At 65.0% G+C, this 20,939-nt stretch carries 24 protein-coding genes; 18 read left to right on the plus strand and 6 right to left on the minus strand.

The window, feature by feature from the left end; genetic code table 11:
• Window positions 1-121 precede the first annotated feature (121 nt).
• A complete protein-coding gene (locus DPM35_RS19390; RefSeq protein ID WP_112128861.1) occupies window positions 122-796 on the minus strand; it encodes an ArsR/SmtB family transcription factor in 675 nt (224 codons plus the stop codon).
• 167 nt (window positions 797-963) lie between these two features.
• Here DPM35_RS19390 and DPM35_RS19395 point away from each other — a divergent pair, with 167 nt between their 5' ends.
• From DPM35_RS19395 to DPM35_RS19430, 8 genes are all read left to right on the plus strand, one after another.
• Complete coding sequence (locus DPM35_RS19395) at window positions 964-1,332, plus strand: NIPSNAP family protein (RefSeq protein ID WP_112129107.1); 369 nt, start codon at window positions 964-966, stop codon at window positions 1,330-1,332.
• Complete coding sequence (locus tag DPM35_RS19400; RefSeq protein WP_112128862.1) at window positions 1,329-1,673, plus strand: antibiotic biosynthesis monooxygenase family protein; 345 nt, start codon at window positions 1,329-1,331, stop codon at window positions 1,671-1,673. The genes DPM35_RS19395 and DPM35_RS19400 overlap by 4 nt, the downstream gene beginning before the upstream one ends.
• Before the next feature lie 122 nt (window positions 1,674-1,795).
• Window positions 1,796-2,482 (plus strand): DUF1223 domain-containing protein, encoded by a 687-nt coding sequence (locus DPM35_RS19405; protein ID WP_112128863.1) that lies wholly within the window; start codon window positions 1,796-1,798, stop codon window positions 2,480-2,482.
• 87 nt (window positions 2,483-2,569) lie between these two features.
• Entirely contained in the window at window positions 2,570-2,875 is a 306-nt protein-coding gene (locus DPM35_RS19410) for a hypothetical protein (RefSeq protein WP_112129108.1), read from the plus strand.
• A 305-nt stretch (window positions 2,876-3,180) separates the two neighbouring features.
• Window positions 3,181-3,918 carry a peptide-methionine (S)-S-oxide reductase MsrA gene (gene msrA / locus DPM35_RS19415; RefSeq protein ID WP_112128864.1) on the plus strand — a complete coding sequence of 246 codons (738 nt, stop codon included), beginning with the start codon at window positions 3,181-3,183 and terminating at the stop codon, window positions 3,916-3,918.
• A 449-nt stretch (window positions 3,919-4,367) separates the two neighbouring features.
• On the plus strand, window positions 4,368-6,071 hold the full coding sequence (locus DPM35_RS19420) for a phospholipase D-like domain-containing protein (protein ID WP_112128865.1): 1,704 nt from the start codon (window positions 4,368-4,370) through the stop codon (window positions 6,069-6,071).
• A gap of 332 nt (window positions 6,072-6,403) precedes the next feature.
• On the plus strand, window positions 6,404-7,330 hold the full coding sequence (locus DPM35_RS19425; RefSeq protein ID WP_112128866.1) for an ABC transporter ATP-binding protein: 927 nt from the start codon (window positions 6,404-6,406) through the stop codon (window positions 7,328-7,330).
• Window positions 7,327-8,106 carry an ABC transporter permease gene (locus DPM35_RS19430; protein ID WP_112128867.1) on the plus strand — a complete coding sequence of 260 codons (780 nt, stop codon included), beginning with the start codon at window positions 7,327-7,329 and terminating at the stop codon, window positions 8,104-8,106. Before DPM35_RS19425 ends, DPM35_RS19430 begins: the two co-directional genes overlap by 4 nt.
• 291 nt (window positions 8,107-8,397) lie before the next feature.
• On the opposite strand, the gene DPM35_RS19435 is transcribed toward DPM35_RS19430, so the two are convergent.
• Window positions 8,398-9,435, minus strand: coding sequence for a phosphatidylglycerol lysyltransferase domain-containing protein (locus tag DPM35_RS19435; RefSeq protein WP_112128868.1), 1,038 nt, complete (start codon window positions 9,433-9,435; stop codon window positions 8,398-8,400).
• A 232-nt stretch (window positions 9,436-9,667) separates the two neighbouring features.
• Between DPM35_RS19435 and DPM35_RS19440 the strand changes: the two genes are divergently transcribed.
• The 5 genes from DPM35_RS19440 (at window position 9,668) to DPM35_RS19460 (ending at window position 12,554) form a co-directional block, all read left to right on the plus strand.
• Window positions 9,668-10,153 (plus strand): MarR family winged helix-turn-helix transcriptional regulator, encoded by a 486-nt coding sequence (locus tag DPM35_RS19440; protein ID WP_112128869.1) that lies wholly within the window; start codon window positions 9,668-9,670, stop codon window positions 10,151-10,153.
• Complete coding sequence (locus tag DPM35_RS19445) at window positions 10,150-10,830, plus strand: GNAT family N-acetyltransferase (RefSeq protein ID WP_112128870.1); 681 nt, start codon at window positions 10,150-10,152, stop codon at window positions 10,828-10,830. The genes DPM35_RS19440 and DPM35_RS19445 overlap by 4 nt, the downstream gene beginning before the upstream one ends.
• Window positions 10,831-11,140: 310 nt before the next feature.
• Window positions 11,141-11,479, plus strand: a complete 339-nt coding sequence (locus DPM35_RS19450) for a hypothetical protein (RefSeq protein WP_112128871.1) — start codon at window positions 11,141-11,143, stop codon at window positions 11,477-11,479.
• Between the two features lie 14 nt (window positions 11,480-11,493).
• Window positions 11,494-12,195 (plus strand): phosphatase PAP2 family protein, encoded by a 702-nt coding sequence (locus tag DPM35_RS19455; protein ID WP_112128872.1) that lies wholly within the window; start codon window positions 11,494-11,496, stop codon window positions 12,193-12,195.
• An 89-nt stretch (window positions 12,196-12,284) separates the two neighbouring features.
• Window positions 12,285-12,554, plus strand: a complete 270-nt coding sequence (locus tag DPM35_RS19460; RefSeq protein WP_112128873.1) for a helix-turn-helix domain-containing protein — start codon at window positions 12,285-12,287, stop codon at window positions 12,552-12,554.
• A gap of 61 nt (window positions 12,555-12,615) precedes the next feature.
• Here DPM35_RS19460 and DPM35_RS19465 read toward each other — a convergent pair whose 3' ends face one another.
• Window positions 12,616-13,542, minus strand: coding sequence for a DMT family transporter (locus DPM35_RS19465; protein WP_112129109.1), 927 nt, complete (start codon window positions 13,540-13,542; stop codon window positions 12,616-12,618).
• A 163-nt stretch (window positions 13,543-13,705) separates the two neighbouring features.
• On the minus strand, window positions 13,706-14,560 hold the full coding sequence (locus DPM35_RS19470; RefSeq protein WP_112128874.1) for an SMP-30/gluconolactonase/LRE family protein: 855 nt from the start codon (window positions 14,558-14,560) through the stop codon (window positions 13,706-13,708).
• 113 nt (window positions 14,561-14,673) lie between these two features.
• Between DPM35_RS19470 and DPM35_RS19475 the strand changes: the two genes are divergently transcribed.
• Entirely contained in the window at window positions 14,674-15,459 is a 786-nt protein-coding gene (locus DPM35_RS19475) for a helix-turn-helix domain-containing protein (RefSeq protein WP_112128875.1), read from the plus strand.
• 234 nt (window positions 15,460-15,693) lie between these two features.
• Here the strand turns inward: DPM35_RS19475 and DPM35_RS19480 are convergent, their stop codons facing one another.
• Window positions 15,694-16,626, minus strand: coding sequence for a CHAD domain-containing protein (locus DPM35_RS19480; RefSeq protein WP_112128876.1), 933 nt, complete (start codon window positions 16,624-16,626; stop codon window positions 15,694-15,696).
• Entirely contained in the window at window positions 16,623-17,096 is a 474-nt protein-coding gene (locus DPM35_RS19485; protein WP_112128877.1) for a CYTH domain-containing protein, read from the minus strand. The genes DPM35_RS19480 and DPM35_RS19485 overlap by 4 nt, the downstream gene beginning before the upstream one ends.
• A 92-nt stretch (window positions 17,097-17,188) precedes the next feature.
• On the opposite strand from DPM35_RS19485, the gene DPM35_RS19490 reads away from it, so the two are divergent.
• Genes DPM35_RS19490 through DPM35_RS19505 form a run of 4 tightly spaced genes read left to right on the plus strand, consistent with a single transcriptional unit; the run spans window position 17,189 to window position 20,905 of the window.
• The gene (locus DPM35_RS19490; protein ID WP_112128878.1) at window positions 17,189-17,893 is read left to right on the plus strand and encodes a DUF1956 domain-containing protein; all 705 of its coding nucleotides are present in this window, start codon (window positions 17,189-17,191) and stop codon (window positions 17,891-17,893) included.
• A complete protein-coding gene (locus DPM35_RS19495; protein WP_112128879.1) occupies window positions 17,890-18,843 on the plus strand; it encodes an HlyD family secretion protein in 954 nt (317 codons plus the stop codon). Before DPM35_RS19490 ends, DPM35_RS19495 begins: the two co-directional genes overlap by 4 nt.
• Window positions 18,840-19,760 carry an ABC transporter ATP-binding protein gene (locus DPM35_RS19500; protein ID WP_112128880.1) on the plus strand — a complete coding sequence of 307 codons (921 nt, stop codon included), beginning with the start codon at window positions 18,840-18,842 and terminating at the stop codon, window positions 19,758-19,760. The genes DPM35_RS19495 and DPM35_RS19500 overlap by 4 nt, the downstream gene beginning before the upstream one ends.
• The gene (locus DPM35_RS19505) at window positions 19,757-20,905 is read left to right on the plus strand and encodes an ABC transporter permease (protein ID WP_342633676.1); all 1,149 of its coding nucleotides are present in this window, start codon (window positions 19,757-19,759) and stop codon (window positions 20,903-20,905) included. Before DPM35_RS19500 ends, DPM35_RS19505 begins: the two co-directional genes overlap by 4 nt.
• The last annotated feature ends 34 nt before the right edge of the window (window positions 20,906-20,939 follow it).

Genomic DNA, 20,939 nt, shown 5'->3' on the forward strand with positions numbered 1-20,939 from the left:
AGAGCGTGACATCCGATCTCCCCCCCTTGAGGGGGAGATGCCCGGTAGGGCAGAGAGGGGGGCCTCGCGCCGACATTGCACGTTATCGGCACCGGGCTTTTCAGTTATCGGCACCGGGGCTTCAAGACAGAAACACCTTCTCGAACTCCCGCTTTCCTCCGGGCGAAAACACCACGGCGCGGCTGTCCTTCTCGCGCCGCGCCCATTTCTCGGCGATGATCTTGTCGAGGATGGCGGCGCCCAGAGTGCCGGCGAGATGCGAGCGCCGCACGCTCCAGTCGAGGCAGGCGCGGCACACTGGCCGCCGCGCCTTGGCCTGGATACCGATGCCGAGCGCGGAAAAATGCGCGGCGCCGGATGACGAGAGCCTGATCTCATTGTCCTCGCGCAGCAAAAGCTTCCTGTCGAAGAGCCGGTCGAGCATCGCCACGGCTTGTTCGCCGGCGAGGTGGTCGTAGCAGACCCGCGCCACGCGCATGGCCGCATCGCGCGGGCCGGGCCGCACCCGCTTCGGGCCGACCGCCTCGGCGACGCCGATGATCGCCTCGATCATGCCGGCCACCTGCGCGCTGGCGAGCCCATAATAGCGGTGCCGGCCCTGGCTGGCCAAGGTCAGCAAGCCGCCTTCCATCAGCTTCGACAGATGCGAGGAAGCCGTGGGCAGCGACACGCCGGCTTCCAGCGCCAGTTCCGACGCCGTCAGCGCCGTGCCGCCCATAAGGGCATTCAGCATGTTGGCGCGGGCCGGGTCGCCGACCAGGCTGGCGATGCGGGCGATGTCGGGTCCTTCACGCATGGTTCGATCCTCATCGAAGCATTCCCGTCAGGGAAGCACTATTCTGGGACCATCTCAAGCAGCCCGGGCAAACACTCCTGACAGGAGGATGCCTAGCACAGAGGCGCCAGCAATGTTTCGATCACGGTCGAAGCATCGACGTGCGGAAGCCAACCGAGGAGACCGATATGACCATCACCTGCTTCATCCGCTACGAGCTCGACCCGTTCGGCAAGGAAGCCTTCGAGCAATATGCGCGCGCCTGGGGCCAGGCAATTCCGCGCTGCGGCGCCGAGCTGATCGGCTACTACGCGCCGCATGAAGGCTCGGCCACCACGGCCTATGCCGCCTACAACATCGAGAGCCTCGCCGCTTACGAGGCCTATCGCGCCCGGCTTGCCGCAGACCCGGCCGGCAAGGCAAATTACGAATTCGCCAGGCGCGAGAAGTTCATCTTGAAGGAGGATCGCGTCTTCCTGAAGCTGGTGTCGGGGCCGCACGGTCCGCGGCAGGTCTTCAAGACCGACGTAACGGTCAGGGAAGGGATAGAGGCATGATCGCAGTCATCTTCGAGGTCGAGCCCGCGGAGGGAAAGCGCGATGCCTATCTAGGCATCGCGGCCGAGCTCAGGCCGCTGCTCGAGACCATCGACGGCTTCATCTCGGTCGAGCGCTTCCAGAGCCTGACTGATCCGAAGCGCGTGCTGTCGCTGTCCTTCTGGCGCGACGAGGAAGCGGTGAAAGCCTGGCGCAACACCGAGGAGCACCGCCAGGCGCAAAAGGCGGGGCGCGGCGGCATCTTTGCCGGCTACCGTCTGCGCATCGCCCAGGTCGTGCGCGATTACGGGCTGACGGAAAGGGCCGAAGCACCCGAAGATAGCCGCGCGGTGAACGGATGAAGCCTTCTTCCACGACAGGGGAGAAGCGGAGAGGGCCTGCAATCACAAACCGGTGAAGCCTGTAACGAAGCGATCCGCCCCGGCGAAATGGGAGCATGACCCCGCTACGGAGATTGCTTCCCATGACCGGATTGAAGACAGGCCTGCTTGCCGGCGCGATGCTTGCCGCCACGATCGGCGCCGCGGCCGCCCAGCCACTCACCGTGGTCGAGCTGTTCACCAGCCAGGGCTGCTCGTCCTGCCCGCCGGCCAATGCCAACCTGATCAAGGTCAAGGACCAGCCGGGTGTGCTGGCGCTGTCGTTCAACGTCACCTATTGGGACTATCTCGGCTGGAAGGACACTTTTGGCCGCAAGGAATTCACCGATCGCCAGGTTACTTACGAGCCGCCGCTCGGCCATGACGGGCCGTTCACGCCGCAGGTGGTGGTGAATGGCAGCCATGATGCCGTGGGCGCGGCGCCGGGCGAGATCCAGGGTCTCATCGCCAACAGCGGCCACCCGCAAGGTCCGGAGCTTTCGCTCGGCAAGGGCAAGGTCAGCATCGGCGCCGGCAAGGCCCCGGGCGGCGGCGCCGACATCTGGCTGGTGCGTTACAACAGAGGCGTCGTCGAGGTGCCGGTGGCGCGCGGCGAGAACACCGGCCGCACGCTGCCGCATGCCAATGTCGTGCATGCGCTGACAAAGCTCGGCAGCTGGAACGGCGAAGCGACGACGCTGCCGCTGCCGGCGGCCGGCGGCGGCTTGAGCACCGCCGTGCTGGTGCAGGCGCCGCGCGGCGGACCGATCCTGGCCGCCGCCGCCAACTGATCTTTCTTTCCCTTCGCGCGGGGCCGCATGGGCGGCAACGCTTCACCAAGGCCGCATGCGCGTGCCAAAACCCAAGGAGACTATGTCATGACCAAGTTCCTCACGCTGCCGGCCCTGGCCTTCGCGCTTTCCGCCGCGGTCTTCGTAGCCGGCGCCCGCGCCGACGACACGACCAACGCCATGAAGCCCGCCAATGCAATGGCAACCGATGCCATGAAGCCGGCGACCGATGCCATGAAGCCGGCCGACGCCATGAAGCCCGATGCGATGAGCACGCAGGCGATGAAGCCGGCGACGGACGCGATGAAGCCGGCGACAGATGCCATGAAGCCGGCGGACGCGATGAAGCCCGCAACCGACGCCATGAAGCCGGCGGATAGCACCGCGCAGTAAGGTGAGCTTGCGGCGCAGCCGGAGCCAATTGCGAATGTCAGCGCTGGCCCCCGCTCCGTCTCGGCGCTGCGCGCCGATCCACCTCTCCCCCGCCTTGCGGGGGCGAGGAAACGCAAATCGCTCGGGGGCGCGGCCTTCGCAAGCCTTGGTTCCTCGCCCCCGCCAAAGGCGGGGGAGAGGTGGCTCGGCGAAGCCGAGACGGAGAGGGGGAGCGCCGTTGGCGGTTACACACGGCCGCACGGCAAAGTGAGAACCTCCCGACGGCTTCCTTCCTATATACTGAGACAACGACAGGAGATCAGGACATGAACGGCATAAAGACAAAAGCCGCGCGGCCATTCTTCATCCGCGGCACGCTTGCAGCGCTCGGCCTTGCGGTCGTTGCGGCTACCGCCCTGTGGCAGAGCCCGGCGCGTTCGGCCGAGGACGCGGTGGTGATCCCGCCGCCGGCAATGGACGAGAAGGCGGCGAGCGGGACCGAGAAGGCGATCTTCGCCGGCGGCTGTTTCTGGGGCATGCAGGGCGTGTTCCAGCACGTCAAGGGCGTCAGCAAGGCCGTATCCGGCTATACCGGCGGCAGCGCCGAGAACGCCGTTTATGAAGTCGTCGGCACCGGCCGCACCGGCCATGCCGAATCCGTCGAGATCACCTACGATCCGTCGAAGGTCACCTACGGCCAGCTCTTACAGGTCTATTTCTCGGTCGCGCACAACCCGACGCAGCTCAACTACCAGGGGCCGGATTCAGGCACGCAGTACCGCTCGACGATCTTCGCCGAGAATGCCGAGCAGAAGAAGGTCGCCGAGAGCTACATCGCCCAGCTCGACAAGGCCAAGGTGTTCCCGAAGCCGATCGTCACCACGCTGGAGACCGGCAAGACCTTCTACCCGGCCGAGGATTATCATCAGGACTTCCTGACGCTGAACCCGACCTATCCCTATATCGTCTACAACGACCTGCCCAAGATCGAGAATCTGAAGGCGCTGTTCCCACAGCTCTACAGCGAGAAGCCGGTGCTGGTGCTCGCCTCCAGCAAGAGCTGAGAGAGGCCTACTCGTCGTCATCCACGGGCGGAGCAAGGAGCGCAGCGACGCGCGTAGACCCGAGGATCCATTCCGTGACTTTCGAGCGCTGCAGCGGTGCAGAATTCTGCACCGCTGCGCGCTCTAATCAGCATCACGGAATGGATTCCAGGGTCTCCGCGACGTCGCTTCGCGGCTGCTCCGCCCAGGAATGACGAGGTTCGAGCGGCTTTAGCCAAGCCCCAACGTTTGCGTCTGCTGGCAGACGGAACGCAGTGTGAAGCAGTTCATAGAGTTATACTTGACGCTGCAAAACATTGACGTTCGATCTTCTGCTGCCACATAATCATCGCCGTAACCTTTTCGAATGTTCTGTTTCAACTGATCCTGGGCCCTGCTTCCGGCGCGGGGTTTGTTGGTTGCATTGATGGGCCGGACAAGCCGGCGCTGCATCGGGGAGGAACGAACAGGTGACCGTCAGCATAAAGGTTTCCGTCTACACCAATGGCGACGACGCCTTCGTTGCCTGGGCGCCGAGCGACTTCATCGCGGGATGCCGGGGTTTCCTGCTGGAGCGCGGCCGCAAGGTCGGCGCGACCGAGAAGATCGAGCCGGTGGAGAACCGCGTCGGCTTCACCAAGGACAAGCCGAAATCGGCGGATCACAGGCCGTCCGACGTCTGGCCGTTCCAGCGCTTCAACTGGACCGACCATGCGGCCGATGTCGGCAATGTCGTGCGTTACCGGGTCACCGCGATGACGAGCACGGGCCCCGGCAAGCCGCTGGCCAAGGGCGTTTCCAGCGACTGGACGGACTGGAAGACGCTTGCGACCGACGCGGGGGGCGGCTTTTCCTGTTACTTCAACCGGGGGCTGGTGCTGTCGCAGTTCGTCGCCCGCTACATGGCCAAGAACAGGCTTACGCCCGCGGCCTTCAAGAAGAGCCTGCAGACCAACGGCGACGCAAAATTCCGCGCCTTCCTGGAAGGCGATCTCGGCCTGCGCATGGTCGGGTTGACGCAAGGCGTCGGCGACGAACTGCATGCCGCGCTCTACGAGCTTGGCGATGCGACGCTGGAGACGGCGCTGATCGGGCTCGGGCCGCGGCTCCATCTCATCCTCGCCAACGGCTCCGATAAGAGCGGCGACGGCAACAAGGCGGCGCGCAAGAACCTCAACGACCACGGCGTCGCGACCATCGACCGGATGCTGAAATCGAAAGGGCTCGGCCACAACAAGTTCGTCGTGGTGTCCAGGGATGACGTTCCCGAGATGGTATGGACGGGCAGCACCAACTGGAGCACCACCGGCCTGTGCACGCAGGTCAACAACGGGCTGCTGATCGAGGACAGGGATGTCGCGGCGCATTTCCGCCGGCATTGGGACCTGCTCAAGGATGCCTCGCCGCCGAAGACCGACCCGGCGAACTTTACGCCGGCGCTGATGGCCGACAACGACGCGCCGAAAACCTTCACGATTGGGAGCGCCAAGGCGACTGTGTGGTTCACCCGCACCTCGAACGGGGCCGACATGGATGCGCTGCGCGAGGTCATCACCTCGGCCAGGCAGGCGGTGTTGTTCCTGATGTTCACCCCGGGCAAGCAGGGGCTGCATACGCTTGCCGGCCAGCGCGCCGGGGAAAAGGGCATGTATGTGCGCGGCGTGGTCTCCACCCTCAGCGGGGACGAGGGCGGCACCGAGCAGAACTTCCTCGACATCGACCTGGTGAGCAGCGACCGGACGTTCACGCCCGACCGCTACGCGGTGGCGCAGCCGCAAGGCCTGGATGCGCCGCTCGGGCCATGGATCGCCGAGGTCAACCGGCGGGAGTTCCTGTCGCAGATCGGCCACGCCATTGTGCACTCGAAGATTCTGGTCACCGATCCGCATTCGAAGGATTGCGTGGTGGTGACCGGCAGCCACAATTTCTCGGCCCCGGCGAGCAAGCAGAATGACGAGAACCTGGTGATCGTGCGCGGCCACAGGAAGCTTGCAGCCGCCTATGCCACCTACGCGATGTCGGTCTACAGCCACTATCGCTACCGCTCCTACATCCGCGAGATGCGGGCGCAGGGCAAGACGCCGTGGAGCTACCTCGACGACGACGACCAGTGGCTGAAGACCGAGCTCAGGACCAAGGCGCAGGAGATCGCGTTCTGGACGGAGCAGGGGTAGTCCTTCTCCCCGCTTGCGAGGAGAAGGTGTCACGAAGTGACGGATGAGGGACGGCGCCGGTGTTTGCGGTTGGCAACTGCGAGCCGTCATTGGTCGAAGGAATGCGATAGGCTTTGCCTGACAGGTTGCGCTGCCCCTCATTGCCCTACCGGGTATTTCTCCCCGTATAGTGACGGGGAGAAAGACGCCGTCATCGGCCGCTTCGCCAATTGTCGATGCTGTCGCCTGCCAGCCCACTGTCCAGAACTGTCAGGAGCGGCGTCGATTTGCCGTTGCACGCAGCGGCATCCGACCTATATCAGGTCACATTTTCCAGCCGGCCGTATTTCAGCATGTCATCCATCATCTCGATCTCCGGTGTCACGAAAACCTATGCCACCGGCTTCAAGGCGTTGAAGGAGATCAATCTCGACATCGAGCGCGGCGAGATCTTCGCGCTGCTCGGGCCGAACGGCGCCGGCAAGACGACGCTGATCTCGATCGTCTGCGGCATCGTCAACCGCTCGTCGGGCAGCGTCACGGTCGACGGCCACGACATCAGCCGGGACTATCGCGCGGCGCGCAGCCTGATCGGGCTGGTGCCGCAGGAACTCACCATCGACGCTTTCGAGACGGTCTGGGCGACAGTGAACTATAGCCGTGGCCTGTTCGGCAAGCCGCCCAACAAGGACTTCGTCGAGAAGGTGCTGCGCGACCTGTCGCTCTGGGAGAAGAAGGATTCGAAAGCGATCACGCTGTCCGGCGGCATGAAGCGGCGGCTGATGATCGCCAAGGCGCTGTCGCACGAGCCGCGCGTGCTGTTCCTCGACGAGCCGACGGCCGGCGTCGACGTCGAGCTGCGCCAGGACATGTGGGCCATGGTCAGGCGCCTGCGCGAGGACGGCGTCACCATCATCCTCACCACGCACTACATCGAGGAAGCCGAGGCGATGGCCGACCGCGTCGGCGTCATCAACAAGGGCGAGATCATCCTGGTCGAGGGCAAGGCCGAGCTGATGCGCAAGCTTGGCCGCAAGCAGATGCGGCTGGAGCTGCGCGCGCCGCTGGCCGCCCTGCCCGAGAGCCTGTCGCGCTATGCGCTGGAGCTGTCGGGCGACGGCAACCAGCTCACCTACACCTATGACAACCAGAGCGACCGTCCGGGCGTCGCCTCGCTGATCCGCGACCTCGAGGCGGCCGGCGTCCAGTTCCGCGATCTCGACACCAAGAACAGCTCGCTCGAAGAGATCTTCGTCAGTCTCCTGAGGCAAGAGCCATGAACCTGCGTGCGGCCCCCAATCTTCGCGCAGTATGGGCGATCTACCGGGTGGAGATGGCGCGTGCCTTCCGCACGGTGCTGCAGAGCATCATCTCGCCGGTCATCTCGACATCGCTCTATTTCGTCGTCTTCGGCTCGGCCATCGGCTCGCGGATCAACGAGATCGACGGCATCGCCTACGGCGCCTTCATCGTGCCGGGCCTGATGATGCTGTCGCTCTTGACGCAGTCGATCTCGAATGCGTCCTTCGCCATCTATTTCCCGAAATTCGTCGGCTCGATCTATGAGCTCCTGTCTGCGCCGGTGTCCTATCTGGAGATCATCATCGCCTATGTCGGGGGCGCGGCGACCAAGTCGATCATGCTCGGCCTGATCATCCTCGCCACCGCCTCGCTGTTCGTGCCGCTCAGGATCGAGCATCCGTTCTGGATGATCGCCTTCCTGGTGCTGACGGCGGTGACCTTCAGCCTGTTCGGCTTCATCATCGGCATCTGGGCGAAGACCTTCGAGCAGCTGCAGCTGGTGCCGCTGTTGATCGTCACGCCGCTCACCTTCCTCGGCGGCAGCTTCTATTCGATCCACATGCTTCCGGGCATCTGGAAGACGATCACGCTGTTCAACCCGGTCGTCTATCTAATCAGCGGGTTCCGCTGGAGTTTTTACGGCAAGGCCGACGTCTCGGTCGGCGTCAGCCTCGGCATGACGCTGGTGTTCCTGGCCATCTGCGTCGCCATCGTCGCCTGGATCTTCAAGACGGGATACAGGTTGAGGAACTGAAAGAACTCGAGTTCCTCGCCCCACGAAGTGCACGGCAGCTTGGCGCATGCATTTTCCAATGTAGCGCTGGTTCGACCCCACTCCGTCTCGGCTTCGCCGAGCCACCTCTCCCCCGATCGACGGGGCAGAGGAAGGCGCCCTTCCTTTCCCTCTGGAGGGGGAAAGGTGGCGCTGCGAAGCAGCGACGGATTGGGGGAACCACGTGGCAATCAAGCCCCGGCCCGATCAGTCACGCCCGTCACGGAAGATGTGCGCATAGCGTGGACGAAGTGGGCGAGGAAAAGGCCTGCCTCAGATCGCCTTGGTCAGGCGCAGCAGCCCCAGCATCTCCACGAAGGTCCCTTTGCGGAAGGCGATATAGGTCGGCTCCTCGACACCGTGGAAGCGGCGCTTGAAGGCCGCCTGGCCCTGCAGGTTGAAGCGCGAGCGGTTGACCCAGGGCGAGTTGTAGGCGCGCTGGAAGGTGTTGCGCCAGAAATCCGATTCGGCGAAGCCGCTGGGCTCGATGTCGAGCAGCGGCGAGAGACCGAGGGTCACCAGCGAGATGCCTTCCTCGCGAAAGCGGTCGACGGCGAACTTTGTCAGTCCGACTTCGGCATGTGGCGTGGCGTCGATCTGCTTGCGTTTGAAGGCGGTGGTGTAGCCGAAGACCTTGCCGTCGCGAAACAGCGGGTCGAAATCCAGGATGGCGAGAAGCCGGCCTTCGGGACTGTGCAGAAGGAAGCGGCGCATATCGGCGCCCAGCTCGCTGGAAAAGCGACGGTTCAGGAAGCCCATCTCCCAGCGCTTGATGATGCGCTTCTTGCGCCAGTCGACGGAAAGCTGCTTGATCTCCTCGAGCAGCATGTCGCCCGTGTCCTCTGTAAGGACAAACCCCTTCTTCGCCAGCCAGCGCTCGGAATAGCGCACGGTCTCGTTGCGTCTGCCCGAAAAATCATGCTCCGGCAAAAGCAACCTGGTGTCGATGCCGAGCCGGTTGACCTGGTAGCCGAGACCGGCGAGCACCTTGGCCGTGTCGGCGCCGATCTGCACGAACCAGGGGCCGCCGGCCGCCTCGACAAAGCGCTTGATATAGGCCGGGCGGTCGGCCGGGTCGGCCACCGGATCGCCCAGCGCGAAATGGCGGCTCATCTTGGTGCCGAAGGCGATGTAGCCGTCGCCGTCGCTGAAATAGGACAGCTTCTTCTGCACGGCTGTGGAATAGGCGAGCGAGAAATCGCCATGGCGGCGCACCAGCGCCAGGCGCTCCCCATCGCTCAATTCGCGCCGCGGAACCTTGGGCGCCACGGCATCGAGAAGCCTGTCGAAATAGATGCGCAGGGGCGCCATGAGCTCCGCGTGCCAAGAAGTGATGACCTGCCGCCCTCAGGTCGCGAATCGCTGGCGACCGCTGCCGGCCACGTAGCGTCAGCGATATATGATGCAATTGACGGCGAATGAAGGGCAAACGTCCGAAAGCCTCCTGTATCGGCCATCAGCCGCGGGAACGCCCCTGTGTGCATTAGCTTGATTTTTCCATGCAATGTTATATATCAAGTTATCGATATGTGGCGGGCGCGCTATGGAAGACATTCTGCGATCTCTTGGTTTTCTCTGCCTCGGCAGCCGGATGAAACGCATGGGCGAGCAGTTGCAGGCCGACACGCAGCGCGTGCTCGACCGCCTCGACATGCGCATCCAGTCGAGCCAGTACCCGCTGCTCGCCGCGCTCGACAGGCTGGGGCCGTTGCCGGTCGGTGAGCTGGCGCAATCGCTGGGTGTCGCGCAGCCGGGCGTGACGCGCAGCGTCGCGCTGCTTGCCGAACTGGGGCTGGTGGAAGTCAATCCCGCGGATGACGACCAGCGGCGCAGGATCGTTTCGCTGACCGGCAACGGCAGGCGGCTGGTCGACCGGGCGAAACGGGACATCTGGCCGAGCATCGAAAATGCTGTCGCGGATCTGTGCGCCGATCTTTCCGGGCCGCTGCTCGGCCAGCTTTCCGCCATCGAGGATCGGCTGGCCGAGACGCCGCTCCACCGTCGCGCCGAAAGGATCGCCACGCCATGAAGCATATCCTCGACCGCCCCGTCTGGAGCGCGCTTGCAACACGGCAGAGGATTTTCGCCGAGGGTGACGATCTCGCGCGCCGGTACCGGCCATCGATCATCCCGTTCGCTGCCACGGCAACGGACGATCCGGAAAACCTCCACGCGCTCGGAAGGCTCGTTCCCGCTGGTGAGACCGTTATCCTGGCTCAGGCCGACAACATTGTCCTGCCGCCGGCGCTTGTCGCGACGATGACCGCCGATGCCGTGCAGATGATTGCCGGGCAAGCCTTGCAGCCGGTCGCCGACCCCCGGATCGAGCAATTGACGCGGCAGGACGCGGCCGAGATGCTCGCGCTCGCCTCGCTGACGAGGCCTGGCCCGTTCACGCTGGAAGCCTTGAGCCTCGGCGAATTCTGGGGCGTGAAGATCGACGGCAGGCTGGCCGCCATGGCCGGCGAGCGCATGAAGCAGCCCGGCTATTCAGAGCTCAGCGGCGTGTGCTCGCATCCGGATTTCCGCGGCGGCGGCCTCGCCAGGCTGTTGTCGCTGTTCGTTGCCAACCGCATCATGGCCCGCGGCGAGGTGCCATATCTGCACGCCTTTGCCAGCAATGCCGCGGCGATCAGGCTCTACGAGTCCATCGGCTTCCGGCTGCGCAGCGCGATGAACATCGCCATGGTTCAGCGGGCTGGGTGAGTGCTCGGCACTTTCGTCATCCACGGGCGGAGCGGGAGCGAAGTGAACGCGTAGACCCGAGGATTCATGCCGTGACATCGAAGCCCCGCCAGCGGTGCAGAATTCTGCTCCGCTGCACTTGCGGCCAAGGTAACGGCGTGGATTCCAGGGTCTACGCGACGGAGCTTCGCTCCTGCTTCGCCCTGGCCAGCCGCCTTCGGTCCCCCTGTGAGCACGCAACGTCCGTCGCGATCGGCTTGACGGCTTCGCCCGCTTCGGAAACAAGGGCTGCGGCCGGCCGTGGCGACGGCGCTTCAAAAGGGGATGGCAGGTGAGTTTCTGGGGACTGGCGCAGCTCGGTATTTCGACCGTGATGTTCCTGTTGGCGGCGATGGCGGCCAAGCAATGGGGGCTGGCGCCGAGCCTGGCCAAGCTCCTTGTGACGCTGGCGCTCTATACCGCCGGCAACCTGATCATGCTGAGGCTGGTGCGCGAGTTCGGCATGTCGGTGTCGTTCAGCCTGTCGGCGGTGATCCAGCTTGTCGCCGTCAACGTCGTGGCCATCGCCTTTTTCGGTGAACGGCTCAATGCTTTCCAGGCGACTGGCATGGTGCTGGCGATCGCCGCCGTCGCCCTCATCACGCTCGGGCCCTATATGCAGAAGCTCTAACCCTCGAGCCTCTCATGAAACCATCCGTCGGCGCGCTGCTTGCCAAGATCGAATTCCCCCTGCTTCTGGCCGGGCTGGTGATCGCCGGCGGGCTGTGGGGTTTTGAAGAATTGATGGAGGTGGCGCGCGCCACGACGCCGCACGCCTTCGACACCGAGATCCTGCTTGCCTTCCGCCATGCCGGGCAGCCGGACAGCCCGATCGGCCCGCTTTGGCTGCAAGGCGCGGTGCGCGACATCACCGCGCTCGGCAGCACAACTGTGCTGGTATTGATCACGACCGCGGCCATCCTGTACCTGCTGTTGATCCGCAGGCCGGCCACGGCACTGTTCGTCTTCGTCGCCATAGCCGGCGGGCAGGTGCTTTCCAGCCTGCTCAAGCTCGAGGTGGACCGGCCGCGGCCCGACCTCGTCTCGCATCTGGTCACCGAGACATCGCTGTCCTTTCCAAGCGGCCACGCCATGTTGTCGGCGGTGACCTATCTGACGCTCGGCTCGTTGGCCGCGCGCTTCCTTCCGGATCGCCGGACGAAGATCTTCGTGCTTTGCCTTGCCGTGCTCACCACCGTGCTGGTCGGCACCAGCCGCGTCTATCTCGGCGTGCATTGGCCGTCGGATGTGCTTGCCGGCTGGTGCGCGGGCTTCGCCTGGGCCATGCTGTGCTGGCTCGCGGCACGCCTGCTGCAGCGTCGCAAAGTGGTGGCCGACAGCGACTGATCGATGGCTGAAGCATTTAAAATGATGCTTGAGACATTGTAATATTTAAAATATATATCTTTCATATCTTCAGAAACAGGTTCAGGCCGATGATCACTGCCGCACAGATGCGCGCCGCGCGGGCACTGACCGGCATCGACCAGAAGACGCTCGCCGAGCGTGCCGGCGTCTCGCTTCCGACGATCCAGCGCATGGAAGCGAGCGACGGTGTCGTCAGGGGCGTGGTCGACACGCTGATGAAGGTCATCCAGGCTCTCGATGATGTCGGCGTGGAGCTGATCGGCGAGAACCGGGCCAGCGAGCGCGGCGGCAGGGGCGTGCGCCTCAAGGCCGCCGCGGCGCAGAATCCGCAAGGCTGAGCCAGGTCGGCTTGGATGTAGCGGCATCACGGCCGAACTTGCCGCCCAACGGAATGCTGCTTCACATCGCCGCTTCGATCGGCTCGGCAAGGTTCGGATTGGCGCGCGCGGCGATCAGGCAGCCGGCGACGATGAGGCATGCGCCGGCCAGCGTGGTCCAGGCCAGCTTCTCGCCGAAGAAGAACCAGCCGAGCGCGATCGCCCAGATGAAGGCCGAGTATTCGGTCGGGATCAGATATTGCGCTTCGGCGCGGGCATAGGACCAGCTCATCAGGAATTGCCCTGCGAGCGACAGCATTGCCACCCCGGCCAGGGGAAGCCAGAGATCGCTCGGCAGCGCAACCGCGAGCCAGGGTGCGGCAAGACTGAGGATGATCCCAACGAAAAGGTTCTGGAACAGCATGATCTCGACCGGCTTGGCCAGCAGCGCCTGCTGCCGGGAGAGGATCAGATTGTAGGCATAGAACACAGTCGATGCGAGCACCGCGGCCGTGCCAAGCAGGGCATCTTGCGAGTAGCTTTCCCGCCCGAACTGCCCGGACAGGATGATGGCGACGCCGGCGATGCCGGCCAGCGATGCCCAGATCGCCTGCCGCCTTATGCGTTCGCCCAGCAACAAAGCCGCGAGGAAGAGTGCAAACAGCGGCGCCACGAAGCTCAGCCCGATCGCCTCGGCGAGCGGCAGCCTGGCCAGACCCCAGAAGAACAAGACCAGGACGATGCCGACAATCACGGCGCGCAGCGCATGCAGGCCCAGCACCGGAAGGCGCGGCTTCGAACGTGAGCCCGCCGACCATGCTGTCCCCGCGACCAACGTGGCAACCACGCTGCGCCACAACAGCGTGTTGTAGACGCCGACCGCGATTGTTAGCGACTTCATGGCCGCATCCATGCCGGACAGCAGGAAAATCGCCAGCGCGCATGTGAGCACGGGGATGGTCGGGGAAACGGCGCCGGTCAGGCTGGATGTCTTCGCGGCATCGCTCATGGCAGCCGGATATCGCGGAGCGGACGGCGCAACCAGATGGCAGCGCCGCTGATATAGCGGTCCAATCGCCATCGGCGAAATTCGAAACGCCGGCGGGACACCCCCTCTGTCCGCCCGGGCAGAGGGGGTGTGAAGGAACGCGCCGCTATTCACTTCGGCATGCTCAATCCAGAGACAGCGCCGCGACCTCGCCCTCGCCCATCAGCGGCACGAAGATGGTCGCCTTGCCGTCCGTGCCGATATCGGCGCTGCCCGGTTTGAACTGCATTACCGCTTCCGGCTTGCCGCCTGGTTTGTAGCTGTAGAGCGTGCCGGTCATGTAGGCGGTGGCGTAGATGGTGCCGCCCATGGCGATGACGCCGTCGAGATCGGCGAAGTTTTGAGCGCCGGGCAGCGGCGTGATCGTCTTCGTGGCGAGGTCGACCGAAAGCAACCCGCCGGGCTCGGCGGTGCTGAAATCGGCCTTGTTGATGCCCTTGCCCCAGGACGCCACGATCAGCCTGTCGCCATCAGCGAACACGCCATTGGGCGAGGCAAGCAACGGGTCCTTGACGAACGGCTCCGGCTTGTCGCCGTCGATGCGGTAGATCGTGTCGGCCAGCATGTCGCTGACATAGACTTTGCCCGCCTTGTCCTGCGTCATATCGTTGAGAAAGACAGAGCCCGGCACGTCGATGGTCTCGACCAGCTTGCCGCTGGCGAGATCGACGACGCGCACCTTGGTGATGTCGGCGGCGTAGAGCTTGCCGCCGGAAATCGCCATGCCCTTGGGCGCGTCCATGCCGTCCACCCAGTGGCGCGCGATGACCTTGCCGTCCATCGACAGCAGCGACAGATAACCATTGCCGTCCGCCGCGCCGGGATTGCCGACGATGTTGGAGACGACGATGCGGTTATGGGCGGTGTCGACAAGCGCCGATTCCGGCTGCTCGAAGCCGGTGGCGCGCCAGAGCTCGCCGGCCTGCGCGACCGACACGGCCGCAACGGCGAAGATGGTTGAGGCGATCAGACGTTTCATGAGTGCTCTCCTGTGATGACGAAGGAGAGCTAGGAAATTCGATACTTCTCGGAAAGCAGGAATGAAGCTAGTATCGCGTTCCGATACCAAACCGCACGAATGAGGCGCAGTCCATGAACGGTCCGATCTTCGAGGCGCTGAAACGGACGCTGAAGGCCAAGGGCCTGACCTATCGCACGCTGGCCGAGCGCATGGGTGTTTCCGAGCCGACGGTGAAGCGCATCTTCCATGAGAAGAACTGCAAGCTCGACCGGCTGATGGAGATTTGCGCCGCGGCCGATGTCGAGCTGGAGAACGTGCTCGGCGCGATGAATCGCGGACCGGGACCGGCCAACCGCGTCGCGCCGGAGATCGAGCGCCGGCTGGCGGCGCGGCCGGCGCTGCTCTTCGTCTTCATCATGCTGTCGGAGAAATTCACGCCCGAAGGCATCATGCGCTCGCAAGGCCTGAGCGAGGCTTCGATGTTCCTCTATCTGCGCGACCTCGAGGAGCTCGGGCTGGTCGCGCTGGGGCGCGGCCTGTCGGCAAGGCTATTGGTCGACACGCCGATCCAGTGGGATTTCGAGGGGCCGCTGAGGCCGCATTTCGAGATAACCAACAAGAACTTCGTCGGCTGGGCAATCGGCCACATGGAGCAGGCCGCGACCTTCATCAGCTTTTCCAGGCGCATGCGGCCGCAAACGGCCGAGATGCTTCGCCGCGAGGCCGACGAGCTCGCCGAACGCGCCAAGCTGCTTGCCCATCACGACCAGCACACCACGCCGGAGGACCAGCTCACCGGCTACAAATGGACTTTTGCTTTCGGCGCGACGCCGTTTCCGGCGATCATGCCGATCGGTCCGCATCCGAGGGATGCGGGCGCAAAGGCGACGAAGGAGAAACGGGCGTTGCCGGCGTAGCGCCGAGACGGATGAGGGGTGTTCCAACGGAGTGAGACGTTGGCGATTGCTACCTTGGATAAGCGCGTTGGCCAAGCTGGAGCACCCTTCATCCGTCCGAGCTTCGCTCGGCCACCGCCCGGCCCTTCGCAGGCTCAGGGCGTTCGAAGCTCGAAAAGCCAAGCAATTGGCTTTTCGTCCGCTAACGCGGACCGCTTCTCACCCCACAAGAAGGGGAGAAGGTAAAGGTGCCGCCTAAGCCGCCTTCGCTTCTTCCTGCGGCGGGGCGAGATCGTCGCGCGCCTTGCGGGCGAGCCTTTTGGCCGAGCGTTTCGGGCTGTCGCCGAACAGCTCCGCGGCATCGGCGAGGCAGGCCTTGGTCAAGCTCTTTTCAGAGCGCTTCAGGAGCTTGCGCAGAAGCTTCGTCTCATCGGCTGGGCCGAGCGGCTCGCCCTCGGCGTCGAGCAGCGCGCGCATGACGAAGACGTCGTGCAATTCGCCGAGCTGCTCGCCGAGCTTGTCGACCGCCTTGCGGCGCGCCTTGATCGGCGTCGGCCACAAGCGGCCGAGCAGCGACAAATGCATGGAGTGCGTCTTGGCCGCCTTGCGCAGGTCGTGAAAGTCCTCGTCCTTGCCGCGCGACTCCGCCTTGTCCAGCGCCTTCTTCGCCCGCCGCAAGGTGGCGCGGGCGCCGTCGGCCAGGATATCGGCCGCCTGCTCCGGCTGGTCGGGCAGAGCCAGCCGGTCGATGCGCTCCAGGCCTTCCCGGCAGGCGGCTACTGCCGCATTGATGGCGGCGTCGAGGCCCGGGCCGGCGTGAAGCTCATGCTGGCGCAGCACCAGCCGTTCGCGCACGGGATCGAGGCCGCCGCCGGCCGATTGTTCCGGAAAGGCATCGGCGAGACGATCGACGGTTTCGATCAAAGCGGTCGCCTCGCGCGGGCCGGCGAGCAGCGCCGACACCTGCTTGTAGCATTCGTTCTCGGTCTGGCAGAACGGTTCGTCTCCGGAACGAACCAGGCGCAGCAAGGCGCGCGCGCTCTTCAGCCGCTTGCGGCATTTGTGCAGGCCCTGCTCCGGCTTCTCGCGCGCCGTCTCGAGATGGCCGATGGCCTTGCCGATCTCGTCGGCCAATATGCGCCTGACCTCGCCGGTCAGCGGCAAGCGCGGATCGATGCGGAAGCTCATGCGGCGATCTCCGGAATCCCCCCGAGGGCCAGCGACGCGTTGTAGAACCTCGACTCGCCGGTGACCTCGCGACCGAGCCAGTCGGGCAGCATTTCGTCGGATACGTCCTCCGGCGTCTCCAGCTCCGCGATCACCAACCCCGCGAGCTTGCCGCCGAAAACATCGACTTCATAGAGATAGCCGCGGTGTCTAACATGGTGGCGTGTCTTCTCGATGACACGTCCGATGGCGAAGGCCATCAATTCCTCGGCCTCGGCAAGCGGGATCGAATATTCGAATTCGTCGCGCTCACGCGCCCTGTCGCCGAACTTCAGCGTCAGCTTGGCGGAGCGCCCGTCTGAAATGCGCACGCGCACTGTGCGACCGGGCTGGGCGGCGACATAGAACTGGCGAATGCGGATCTCCGCCTCGACCTCGTCGCGCCAGGCGGAACTGGAGACCAGGAACTTACGCTCGACTTCCTTGCCCATGGCCGCGCACTAAAGCCTGTGGGGGCCGGGAAGGCAAGCCGGTTCAGAGGTCAAATTTGACTTTAATCAATCGATTGATTAAATATCGGGACATGGACAAGCACCCAAATGCAAAAAGGCAGCAGCGCGAAGCGACCACCGCCGAGCAGACGCGCGCGGCGCTGGTGCACGCGGCGCTCAAGCTGTTCGGGCGGCAGGGTTTCGACGGCACCTCGACGCGCCAGATCGCGGCGGAAGCCAAGGCCAACATCGGCTCGATCGCCTATCATTTCGGCGGCAAGGAAGGCCTGCGCGCCGCCGCCGCCGACTTCATCGTCGAAACCATCCAGGGCATCGCCGGCCAGGCGCTGGGCGGCGCCCAGCCGGCCGCCCCGGCAAGCCCGGAAGCCGCGAGGGCACAGCTTTTCGCCGCGCTGGAGCGAATGGTGGGCTTCGTCGTCGTCAGTCCGCAGGCGGGCGAGATCGTACAATTCGTACTTCGCGAGCTCTCGCACCCGACCGCCGCGCTCGACCGCATCTATGCCGGCGTTTTCGAGCCGACACACCGGCGGCTGTGCCAGATCTGGGAACAGGCGACCGGCGAGCCGGCCGAGAGCGAGGCAACCCGGCTCACCGTTTTCACCATGATCGGCCAGGTCATCTATTTCCGCATCGGCCGCGAAGCGGTGATGCGCCGGATGGGTTGGCGCGAGATCGGCGACAAAGAGGCCGCCAAGGTGGTGGCGGCCACGACCGACAACCTCCGGGCAATGCTGGCGGCACGCAGGCCGGCCGCCGGCAAGAAGGGCAAATCATGAGCTTTCTCTGTTCGTTGCCGCTCGCGGCTCAGCTGTTCGGCGCCTGTGCGCCGGCGGCACCTTTGGCCGTCGGCTATGTCGAGGGCGAATATGTGCTGATGGCGCCGATCGAAGTGGCCCAGGTGGCGACGGTGACGGTGAGGCGCGGCGACCGCGTCGAGACCGGCGCGGCGGTGGCGACGCTCGAGGATGCCGACGCCAGGATCGAGGTGGCGCAGGCCGAGGCCGCGCTCGCGCAGGCGCAGGCGCAGCTTGCCGACCTGCAGGTCGGCAAGCGTCCCGAGGAAATCGCCGTGTTGAAGGCCCAGGTCGACATGGCGAAAGCCCAGGCCGCCGACGCCAAGCGCAAATATGACCGCGCCAGCGACCTCTACAAGCGCGGCACCGGCACGCAGGCCGACTACGACACCGCCTCGGCCTCGCTGGAGACCGCCAATGCCCAGGTCGGCCAGGCGGAAGCCAATCTCGCCGTCGGCAACCTGCCGGCGCGGCCGGAAACCATCAAGGCCGCCGACAACCAGGTCAAGCAGGCGCAGTCGGCCCTGCGGCAGGCTGAGTGGCGGCTGTCGAAGCGGGTGCTGACGGCGCCCTCGCCCGGACGCGTCAACGACGTGATCCGCAATCCCGGCGACACCGCCGGGCCGACCGCGCCGGTGATCTCGATGCTGCCGGACGGCGCCGTGAAGCTCAGCGTCTATGTGCCCGAGCGCGCGTTCTCGTCGGTCAAGGTCGGCACCGGGCTCAACGTCCACTGCGACGGCTGCGGGGCGGGGCTGAAGGCGCGCGTCAGCTATGTCTCGCCCGATCCGGAATTCACGCCGCCGGTGATCTACTCGCTCGAGAACCGGCAGAAGCTGGTCTATCTCGTCGAGGCGCGCCCGGAGGGCGATTCCGGGCCGTTGCAGCCCGGCCAGATCGTCGATGTCGATCTCGCGGATATCGGGCAATGAACGCCATCGACGTCCGCGGGCTGGTCAAGCGCTTCGGTGACAAGACGGTCGTCGACCATGTGACGATGACGGTCGCCGAAGGCGAGATCGTCGGCTTCCTCGGGCCGAACGGCTCGGGCAAGACGACGACCATCCGCATCATGTGCGGGCTGCTCACGCCGGACGAGGGCGACGGCACGGTGCTGGGCTTCGACATCCGCACCGACGCGCTCAAGATCAAGCGCGAGGTCGGCTATATGACGCAGAAATTCTCGTTCTACGAGGATCTGACGATCGGCGAGAACCTCGAATTCGTGGCGCGGCTCTACCGGCTGAAGCCGGTCGAGCAATATGTGGCGAGGACGCTGGAAGAGCTCGGCCTGGCGAGCCGCCGCAACCAGCTCGCCGGCACGCTTTCCGGCGGCTGGAAGCAGCGGCTGGCACTCGCTGCCTGCATCATGCACAAGCCGAAGCTGCTTCTGCTCGACGAGCCGACGGCGGGCGTCGACCCGAAGGCGCGGCGCGAGTTCTGGGACGAGATCCACAGGCTGGCCAGCGGCGGCCTGACGGTGCTGGTCTCCACCCACTACATGGACGAGGCCGAGCGCTGCCACCGCATCAGCTACATCTCCTACGGCAAGCTGCTGGCCACCGGCACGGTGGACGAGGTGGTGAGGAACGCCGGCCTGACCACATTCGTGTTGCAGGGACCGCGGCTCGACCAGGTGGCCGAAGCGCTGCAAGGCAGGCCCGGCGTCGACCAGGTGGCGCCGTTCGGCGCCACGCTGCATGTCGTCGGCTCCGACAAGGCGGCGCTGGAAAAGGCGCTTGCCGACATCGAGAAGCAGCACAAGGGCGTGACGGTGACGCCGGGCGAGACGAGCCTGGAGGATGTGTTCATCCAGTTCATGTCCGGCTCGAAGGACAACATGACATGAAAGATGGCCTGGGAGCGGTCTTTTCCTTCGCGAGGCTCGGCGCGCTGCTCGTCAAGGAGTTCATCCAGATGCGGCGCGACCGCATCACCTTCGCCATGATGCTGGGCGTGCCGCTGATGCAGCTCGTGCTGTTCGGCTTTGCGATCAACAACGACCCGAAGAGCCTGCCGGCGGCGCTGGTGGCGACCAGCAGCGATCCCTACACGCGGGCGATGGTCTCGGCGCTGCAGACCACCGGCTACTACCGCTTCGACCATGTGGCGCAAAGTGCGGCGCAAGCCGAGTTCCTGATGGCGCGCGGCGACGTCTCCTTCGTCGTCACCATTCCCGCCGATTTCGCGCGGCGGGTGGAGCGCGGCGACAATCCGCAGATCCTGATCGAGGCCGACGCCACCGACCCGTCCGTCGCCAGCGGCGCCATCTCCACGCTCAGCACCGTTGCCGGCCAGGCGCTGCTCAGAGCCCAGGGCACCCAGGACGCGGCCAGGGAAGCGGCGCGCGGCCAGCTCGATGTCGTCGTGCACCGGCGCTACAATCCGGAAGGCGTCTCGCAATACAACATCGTGCCCGGCCTGCTCGGCGTCATCCTGCAGATGACCATGGTGATGATGACGGCGATGGCGCTGACCCGGGAAACCGAGCGCGGCACGATGGAAAACCTTCTGGCCATGCCCTCGAGCCCGCTGGAGATCATGCTGGGCAAGGTGCTGCCTTACCTGGTGGTCGGCGCCGTGCAGGTGGTGGTGGTGCTGGTGGCGGCGAAGCTCCTGTTCGGCATCCCCTTCGTCGGCAGCCTGACGCTGCTGCTCTCCTCGGTGCTGGTCTTCGTGCTTTCGCTGGTGCTGCTCGGCTATACGATCTCGACCATGGCCCGCTCGCAGATGCAGGCCATGCAGCTGACCTTCTTCTTCTTCCTCCCCTCGCTGCTGCTCTCCGGCTTCATGTTCCCCTATCGCGGCATGCCGGGCTGGGCGCAGACCTTCGGCGAGATCTTTCCGCTGACGCATTTCCTGCGCATCACCCGCGCGGTCATGCTGAAGGGTGCCGAGCTGCCGGCGGTGGCGACGGAAATCGGCTGGCTGACGGTGTTCGTGGCGCTGTTTGCCGGCGTGGCCCTGGTGCGGTTCAGACGGACGCTCGACTGAACGCCTCTCGCCCGATGAAGGCAATCATCGGGCG

The organism is Mesorhizobium atlanticum (assembly GCF_003289965.1).
GTDB classification, from domain to species: domain Bacteria; phylum Pseudomonadota; class Alphaproteobacteria; order Rhizobiales; family Rhizobiaceae; genus Mesorhizobium; species Mesorhizobium atlanticum.